General features: G+C 75.0%; 1 protein-coding gene. It reads right to left on the bottom strand.

Annotation, left to right across the window (positions count from 1 at the left end; all coding sequences use genetic code 11):
• Positions 1–8: 8 nt before the first annotated feature.
• Entirely contained in the window at positions 9–9467 is a 9459-nt protein-coding gene (locus ACFVU7_RS35535; RefSeq protein WP_388049458.1) for a beta-ketoacyl synthase N-terminal-like domain-containing protein, read from the bottom strand.
• Positions 9468–9514 lie beyond the last annotated feature (47 nt).

Raw genomic sequence — 9514 nt, 5'->3', positions numbered from 1 at the left:
CCCTTACCTCAGCGCGACAGTTCGTTGTCGAGCGCGTCGAAGAGTTCGTCGTCGGTCACGTGGTCGAGGTCGTCGGCGGATTCGGCGGGTTCGTCCTGCTCCCGCTGCCAGGCGCGAAGGATCTGCGTCAGTCGGGTGGTGACCCTGGTGCGGTCCTCGCGCTCGCCGGCGAAGAGCTTCAACGCCTCCTCCATCCGGTCGGCGTCGGCGAGGATGCGCGAGACCGGGTCCGGTTGCCCGGGTTCGAGGGCCGCCAGGAGGTGGGCGGCCAGTTCGTCCGGTGTGGGCTGGTCGAACAGCACGTTGACGGGGAGCCTGAGCCCGGTGGCCGCGTTGAGCCGGTTGCGCAGTTCGACGAGGGTGAGGGAGTCGAGGCCGAGCCCCCGGAACTCCGCGCCGGTGTCGATGGCTCCGGGCCCCGAGTGGCCGAGGACGTCGGCGATCTCCTGGCACAGGAGCTCCGTCACGACGTCGAGGCCGCGCCCTCCGGCCGCCCCCGCGATCCGGTCGGTCCAGGTGGAGGCGCCCGCCGTCCTCGGTGCCGCGGCCGGGGCCGCCGTACGCCGGCCCGGGGCGGAGACGAGGCCGCGCAGCAGCGGTGGCAGGTCGGCCACGGCGGCCCTCGCGTGCAGTCGCGCCGGGTCGAGCACCAGCGGTGCCACCGCCGGCTCGCTTCCCTGCCGCGCCTCGTCGAACAGCGCCATGCCCTGTTCGGAGGGGATCTTTCCGATGCCGTACCGCTCGAAGCGCTGGAAGGCCGTGTCGTCGAGGCCGGCGGTCATGCCGGACTCCTGCTCCCACAACCCCCACGCCAGCGAGAGACCCGGCAGCCCCCGGGCCGACCGTTCCTGCGCCAGCGCGTCCAGGAACGTGTTCGCCGCCGCGTAGTTCGCCTGGCCCGCGGTGCCCACCAGGCCCGAGACCGAGGAGTACAGCACGAAGGCCGCCAGCCCGGGGCACCGCTCCCGCGTCACCTCGTGCAACGCCCACGCGCCGTCCACCTTCGACCGCAGCACCTCCCCCAGCGCCTCCGCACCCAGCGACACCAGCACCCCGTCGCGCAGCACCCCCGCCACGTGGAACACACCCGTCAACGGCCGCCGGGCCACCACCTCGTCGACCAGCACCCCCAACGCCACCCGGTCGGCCGCGTCACACGCCCGCACCACCACAGTGCGCGCGCCCAACTCCAACAGCTCGTCCCGCAACCCCACCGCCCCGGGCGCCTCCACACCCCGACGACTCACCAGCACCAGGTGCCGCACCCCGCACGCCACCACCAGATGACGCGCCAGCAACGCCCCCAACACCCCCGTCCCACCGACCACCAGCACCGCACCCTCCGGATCCAACGACGCCGGAAGGGTGAGCACGTTCTTGCCGGTGTGGCGGCCCTGGCTGATGTGGCGGAAGGCCTCCCTGCCCCGGCGGACGTCCCGGACGGTGAGCGGGAGGTGGGTGAGCGCGCCGGCCTCGAAGAGGCGCACGAGCTCGGTGAGCATCTCCTGGATGCGGTCCGCGTCGACCACCATGAGGTCGAACGCCTGGTAGGAGACGTCGGGGAGGGACGCGGGGTCCCTGACGTCGGTCTTGCCCATCTCCAGGAACCGGCCGCCGGGGCGCAGCAGGCGCAGCGAGGCGTCCACGTACTCGTGGGCCAGCGCGTTGAGGACGACGTCGAAGCCGCCGTCCTCGCCGAGCACCCGGCGGAAGCCCTGCTCGAAGAGGAGGTCCCGGGACGAGGCGATGCGCTCGTCCGGCAGGCCCATCGAGCGCAGCGTGTCCCACTTGCCGGGGCTCGCGGTGCCGAAGACCCGCGCGCCGAGGTGGTGGGCGAGCTGGACCGCGGCCATGCCGACGCCGCCCGCCGCCGCGTGGACCAGCAGCGACTGGCCCGGGGCCAGGGCGGCCAGGTCGGTCAGCGCGTAGTAGGCGGTCAGGAAGACCACGGGAACGGCCGCCGCCTGGGCGAAGGTCCAGCCGTCCGGAACGGTGACGAGCATCCTGCTGTCGGTGGCCACCACCGGTCCGAACGCGCCGGGCAGCAGGCCCATGACCCGGTCGCCGGGCGCGAACCCGGTCACCCCGGGGCCGACCTCGGTGACCACGCCGGCGCCCTCGATGCCGAGCGGGCCCGCGTCGCCGGGGTAGAGCCCCAGGGCGTTCAGCGCGTCACGGAAGTTGAGGCCCGCGGCGCGGACGGCGACGCGCACCTCGCCCGGCAGCAGGGGCGCGAGCGCCTCGGGGCGGGGCCGGAGGGACAGCGTGTCGAGGGAGCCGCTGGCGCCCGGTTCCATCCGCCAGGCCGGCGCGCCCTCCGGGGGTGCGAGCAGCTCTCGGGGTGTCTGCCGGGCCAGCCGGGCGGCCTTCAAGGTGCCGTTGCGCAGGGCCAGTTGGGGCTCTCCGGTGGCGAGCGCGGCGGCCACCAGCCCGGGGGTCGGGTCGGCGTCGGCGTCGAGGAGGACGAAGCGGCCCGGGTGTTCGGTCTGGGCGGTGCGCAGCAGGCCCCACAGCACGGATGCGGCGAGGTCCGCCACGCCTTCGGCCGCTTCGACGGCCACCGCGTTCCGGGTGAGGACCACCAGGGGCGCGGAGGTCCGGTGCTCCTCGGCCAGCCAGCTCTTCAGCAGGCCCAGGACCTCCCGGGCGGCGTCATGGGCCGCGGACGGCACCGCGTGCTCCGGCGCGCTCGCCGTCCACGGGAGGACGGCCACCTCCAGGTCCTCGACCGCACCGGCCAGCGTGGTGAGGTCGGCGTGGCGGGTCACGCCCGGCAGGTCCGGGCCGCGCGTGCCGAGGACGATCCAGCGGTCCGTCGGCAGGTCCGTCGGCAGGTCCGGGGCCGGGCCGGCCGGAGCGGTGCCGACGGCCGGGTCCGGCACGGGCACCCAGTCCACGGCGAACAGCGGCGTACGGCCCCCGCCCGCCGCCGAGTAGGGGCGCAGGGTCAGCGCCTCGACGGTGGCGACCGGCGCCCCGGCGGCGTCGCAGACGGCCAGGGCCACGGTGTCGGTGCCGGTGGGCGTCAGCCGTACCCGCAGCGCGGTGGCACCAGTGGCGTGCAGTTCGGCACCGGACCAGGCGAACGGCAGCCGGAGCCCGGCCGCCTGGTCTCCCTCCAGGACGAGCAGGTGCAGCGCCGCGTCCAGCGCGGCCGGGTGCACCCCGAAACCGGAGGGCTCCACGCCGGCCGGGAGCCCGACCTCCGCGTACAGCACGTCGCCGTCGCGCCAGGCGGCGCGCAGGCCCTGGAAGGTCGGCCCGTAGTCGTAGCCGCGGGCGGCCAGGGCCTGGTACGCGTCGGCCACGTCGAGGGGGGTCGCGTCCTTCGGCGGCCAGTCCGTCAGCGCGCTCCCGGTGCCTTCGGCCCCGGCGGCCAGCACGCCGGTGGCGTGGCGCCGCCAGGTGTCGTCGGAGCGCGAGAACACGGCCAGCGACCAGCGTCCCTCCTCCTCGGGGTCCAGCACCACGCGCAGGTCGGCCGGGGCGTCGGGGTGGAGGGACAGCGGGGCTTCCAGGGTGAGTTCGTCCAGCCGCCGGCAGCCGGCCCGGGCGCCCGCCGCGAGGGCGACGTCGAGCAGCGCCACACCGGGCAGCAGCACCTCCTCGCCGATGACGTGGTCCTCCGTCCAGGGGTGGGTCGTGGGCGAGAGGCGGCCGGTGAAGACCCAGCCCTTCCCGTCGGGCCGCTCGACCGCCGCGCCCAGCAGCGGGTGCCCCACCGTCTCCAGACCCGCCGAGGCGACGGCCGCGACAGCGGTGTCCTGCGTCAGCCAGTAGGACCGGTGCTGGAAGGCGTACGTCGGCAGCTCCACCGGCCGCGCGCCCGGGAAGAGCGGGGACCAGTCGGGCAGGTGGCCGGCGAACGCGGCCTGGGCGACCGCGGTGAGCAGGGAGCCGGACTCCGGGCGCCGGGCCCGCAGCAGCGGCAGGGTGACCGCGTCGGTCCCGGCCGGCAGGCAGTCCGGGACCAGACCGGTCAGGACACCGTCGGGGCCGAGTTCGAGGTAGGTCCCCACGCCGAGCCCGGCGAGGTGCTCGACCCCCTCGCCGAACCGGACGGCACGACGGATGTGGGACACCCAGTAGTCGGGGGAGCAGAGCTGCTCGGCGGTGGCCTCCCACCCGGTCACGTTGGACACGACGGAGAGGACGGGGGCGCGGAAGGTCAGGCCTTCGAGGACGGTGCGGAACTCCTCCAGCGCGCTGTCCATGTGGGGAGAGTGGAAGGCGTGGCTGACCCGCAGCCGCCTGGTCCGGCGCCCCAGCGCCGCGAAGTGGTCCGCGACCTCGGTGGCGACCGCGGCATCACCCGAGACCACCACGGACCGCGGGCTGTTGACGGCGGCGATCCCCGCCAGGTCCTCGCGCTCTCCGAGGACCGTCAGGACCTCCTGCTCGGTGGCCTCCACGGCGATCATGGCGCCGTCGCCGCGGGCGGCCTGCATCAGCCGTCCCCGCGTCGCCACCATGAGCGCGGCGTCCGGCAGGTCGAGCACGCCCGCGACATGGGCGGCGGCCACCTCGCCGACCGAGTGTCCGAGCAGGTGGTCGGGCCTGATGCCGTAGTGCTCCAGGAGCCTGAACTGCGCGGTCTCCAGGGCGAACAGGGCCGACTGGGCGTACAGGGTGCGGTCCAGGAGGTCGGCGTCCGTACCGAAGACGACGTCCTTCAGGGGGACGGGCAGGTGCGCGTCCAACTGCGCGCACGCCTCGTCGAACGCCTTCGCGAAGACGGGGAAGTCCCGGTGCAGTCGGCGGCCCATGCCGAGGCGTTGCGCGCCCTGGCCGGTGAAGAGCAGCGCGAGCCTATTCGAGCCGTCGGGGGGTGTGGTGGAGGGCGTGACGGTGACGTTGTCCGCGGTGCCGCCCTCGGCCAGGACGCGCAGTCCGGCGAGCAGTTCCTCCCGGTCGGCGCCCGTCACGACGGCGCACTGCTCGAACAGCGAGCGCTGCGCGACCAGCGACCAGCCGACGCTGTCCGCGCCGACCTCCGGGTGCTCCGTCAGGTGCTCCGCCAGCCGGCCGGCCTGCGCCCGCAGCGCCTCCACCGACCGGCCGGACACCACCCACGGCACCACGTCCGGATCCTCAACAGGGCTCTTTATGGGGGAAGTTGGCTCTTCGGTGACCCCTTCCACGATCACATGCGCGTTCGTCCCACTGATCCCGAACGACGACACACCCGCCCGCCGCGGCCGACCCACCTCAGGCCACTCCCGCGCCTCGGCCAGCAGCTCCACCCCGCCCGAGGACCAGTCCACGTGCGACGACGGCACCTCCGCGTGCAACGTCCGCGGCAACACCCCGTGCCGCATCGCCAGCACCATCTTCATCACACCCGCCACACCGGCCGCGGCCTGCGTGTGACCGATGTTCGACTTCACCGAGCCCAGCCACAACGGCACTTCGCGCTCCACCCCATAGGCGGACAGCAAGGCCTGCGCCTCGATCGGATCACCCAGCCGCGTCCCCGTCCCGTGCGCCTCCACCGCGTCGACGTCACCCGCCGACAACCCGGCATCCCCCAACGCCCCACGCACCACCCGCACCTGCGCCCGACCACTCGGCGCCGTCAACCCGTTCGACGCACCGTCCTGGTTCACCGCCGAACCCCGCACCACCCCCAACACCCGACGCCCCGCCCGCCGCGCATCGGACAACCGCTCCAGCACCAGCACGCCGCAACCCTCGCCGAACCCCGTCCCCTCGGCCCCCTCACCGAAGGCCCGGCACCGGCCGTCCGGGGACAGGCCCCGGTGCCGGGCGAACTCGATGAGGGTGGCCGGGGCCGCCATGACGGTGACGCCGCCGGCCAGCGCCATCGAGCACTCGCCCCGCCGCAGCGACTGCACCGCCAGGTGCAGCGCCACCAGCGACGACGAGCACGCCGTGTCCACCGACAGGGCCGGGCCCTCCAGTCCCAGCACGTAGGACACCCGGCCGGACGCGACACTGCTCTCGTTGCCGGTCAGGACGTGCCCTTCGAACTCCACCGGGACCCGGGCGGGGGCGGGCCGGTAGCCGCTGGTCATCACTCCGGTGAAGACGCCGGTCGCACTGCCCTTCAGGGTGTCGGGACGGATCCCCGCCCGCTCCAGCGCCTCCCACGACACCTCCAGCAGCAGCCGCTGCTGCGGGTCCATCGCCTCCGCCTCGCGCGGCGGAACGCCGAAGAACCCCGCGTCGAACAGGTCCGCGTCGTGCAGGAAACCCCCGCCGCGCGTGTACGTCCGCCCGCCTTCCCCCGCGTCCGGATCGGGGTCGTAGAGGTGCTCCAGGTCCCACCCCCGCCCCTCCGGGAGGCCGGAGATCGCGTCGCGCCCCTCCGACACCAGCCGCCACAGGTCCTCCGGCGACCGCACCCCGCCCGGGTAGCGGCACCCCATCCCCACGATCGCGATCGGCTCGTCGTCGTGGGGGGCGCGGAGGGGTGCGGTGCCGGTGTCGGTGCGTTCGCCCGCGAGTTCCGTGCGCAGCCACTCCGCCAGGAGGGCGGGCGTGGGGTGGTCGAAGATCAGGGTGGGTGGGAGGGGGACGCCGGTGGCGGCGGTCAGCCGTTCCAGGAGGTTGACGGCGTCCAGCGAGTTGAAGCCGAGGTCCTTGAAGCGGCGGGAGGTGTCGACCAGCCCGGGCTCCGGGTGGCCGAGCACGGCCGCGGCGTGTTCCCGTACGAGGCCCGTCAGTTCGCCGTGGCCGGGCCGCGACGGCCCGGGTGCGGGGGCCCCGGTCTCCGCGCCGAACGGCACGCGCCGGTCCGCCACCGCGGGCCCACGCCGGTCCACCCCCACGGTTTCGCGCCCGTCCACCGCCGCGGTTTCGCGCCGGTCCTCGCCGTCGAGCCAGTACGACTGCCGCTGGAACGGGTAGGTGGGCAGCCGGAGCCGGCGCCCGCTGCCCGTCCGGAGCGCGGGCTGCCAGTCGACCCGCGCACCGCGCACGTGGAGCCGGGCGACGGAGTCCAGCAGACGGCGCGGACCGCCCTCGCCCCGCCGGAGCGTCCCGGTGACCGCCGCCGCGGCACCGACGGTCTGCTGGAGCGCGACCGTGAGCACCGGGTGGGGGCTGACCTCGACGAACGTCCGGTGCCCGGCCTCCAGCAGGTGCCGGGTGGCGGTCTCCATCCGGACCGGCCGGCGCAGGTTGCGGTACCAGTAGCCGGCGTCCAGCTCCGTGGTGTCGGTGATCTCACCGGTGACGGTGGAGCAGAACGGGATCCGCGACCGGCGCGGGGTGATCCCGGCGAGTTCCGTCAGCAGCGCGTCCCGCAGGACCTCCACGTCGCCGGAGTGCGAGGCGTAGTCGACCGGGATCGCGCGCACCCAGACGCCCTCGGCCTCGTACTCCGCCAGCAGCCGGTCGACGCTCCCGGGCGGGCCGGAGACCACCGTGGACACCGGGCCGTTGACCGCGGCGATCTCCACCCCGTCCCAGCCCCGTTCGAGCCGGTCGCGGACCTGCGCCACGGGCAGGGAGACGGTGGCCATGGCGCCGGTGCCCGCCAGCCGGCCGAGCGCGCGGCTGCGCAGCGCCACGATCTTCGCGCCGTCCTCGACGCTGAGGGCGCCCGCGACGCACGCGGCGGCGATCTCGCCCTGTGAGTGCCCCACCACCGCGTCGGGACGCACCCCGAAGGAGCCCCACACCTCGGTCAGCGCGAGCATCATGGCCCACAGCACGGGCTGGACGACGTCGACCCGTTCCAGGGGCGGGGCGTCGGGCGTCCCGCGCAGGACGTCGAGCAGCGACCAGTCGACGTGCGGCCGCAGCGCCGCGTCGCACTGCTCCATCCGCTCCCGGAAGACGGCCGAGGTGTCGAGCAACTCCCGTGCCATGCCGTCCCATTGGGAGCCCTGGCCCGGGTAGACGAAGGTGACCTCACCGTCCTCGGCGACGCTGCCCCGGACCAGTGCCGGGTCGACTCCGCCGGGTTCGGCGGCGGCGGTCAGGGCCCGGAGGAACTCCTCGCGGTCGGCCGCGACGACGACCGCGCGGTGCTCCCGGGTCACGCGCGTGGTGGCCAACGCGAGGGCCACGTCGGCGGGTTCGGCGTCGGACTCCTCGGCCACGTACGACCGGAGGCGGTCGGCCTGGGCCCGCAGCGCCTCCGCTGTGGCACCGGACAGGACCCACGGCACCACGCCGGAACCGCCGTCCGCCGGCGCCCGGTTGCCCGCGGCGGGGGCGGGCGGCTGGGACAGCACGACATGGCAGTTGGTCCCGCCGAGACCGAAGGAGCTGACGCCCGCGAGACGGGTGCCGTCCGCCCCGGTCCACGGCAGGCGGTCCGTCACCATGCGCAGCCGCAGGGCGTCCATGTCGATCAGCGGGTTGGGGGTGCGGAAGCCGAGGCTCGGCGGCAGCGTCGCGTGCTGGAGCGACAGGGCCACCTTGACCAGGCCGACCACGCCCGCCGCGGCCTCCAGGTGGCCGACGTTCGTCTTCACCGAGCCGACGTGCAGGGGGCTTTGGCCGGCCGTCCGGGCCGCGCCGAACACGGCGCCCAGCGCGGCGGCCTCGACCGGGTCGCCGACCCTGGTGCCCGTCCCGTGCAGTTCGACGTACTGGACGTGCGCGGGGTCGACACCCGCCCTCGCGCAGGCCCGCCGCAGCACCTCTTCCTGCCCGGCCCGGGCCGGCACCGTCAGTCCTTCTCCACCGCCGTCGTTGTTCAGGGCGCTGCCGAGCAAGACGCCGTACACGGGGTCCCCGTCCGCGAGGGCCCGGCTCAGGGGCTTGAGCACCACCATCGCCCCGCCCTCGCCGCGGACGTAGCCGTTCGCCCGCTCGTCGAAGGTGAAGCAGCGGCCGTCGGGCGAGAGCGCGCCGAGCCCGGCCATCGCGTGCGCCGTGTCGGGCAGCAGGTTGAGGTGCACCCCGCCCGCCACGGCGAGCGCGGAGTCGCCGCGCCGCAGGCTCTCGCAGGCCAGGTGGACGGCGGCCAGCGACGACGCCTGGCCGGCGTCGACGGTGAGGCTGGGGCCGTGCAGGCCGAGGGCGTACGAGACGCGGTTGGCCGTCATGCCGCGCTGGGTGCCGGCGACGGTGTGCGGGGTCCGGGCGGCCGGTCCCCGACGGTCGAGCAGGAGGCCGTAGTCGCCGGACGCCACGCCGAGGAAGACGGCGGTGTCCTGGGAGCGCCAGGTCTCCGGGCGGATTCCCGCGTCCTCGAAGGCCTCCCAGCTCAGTTCCAGGGCCAGGCGCTGCTGCGGATCCATCGCGGCGGCCTCGCGCGGGCCGATCCCGAAGAATCCCGCGTCGAACCGGTCCACGTCCTCCAGGAACGCCCCCCACCGCAGGGCGGACGGCTCGTCGTCCCCGGTTCCCCCGGGGCCGCCCCGGCGGTCGTCGGGAGTTTCGGTGACGGCGCTGCGGCCGTCCCGCAGGAGGTCCCACAACTGCCGGGGTCCGGCAGCCCCCGGAAGGCGGCAGGAGATTCCGACCAACGCGATGGGTTCCTCCGGCACCGACCGATTTCCCGCGGAATTCACGGAGGCCTCGGAATGCCCATGGC

It is taken from the genome of Kitasatospora sp. NPDC058046 (assembly GCF_042885595.1).
Lineage (GTDB): Bacteria > Actinomycetota > Actinomycetes > Streptomycetales > Streptomycetaceae > Kitasatospora.
This window is presented reverse-complemented; position numbering and strand designations above follow the sequence as displayed.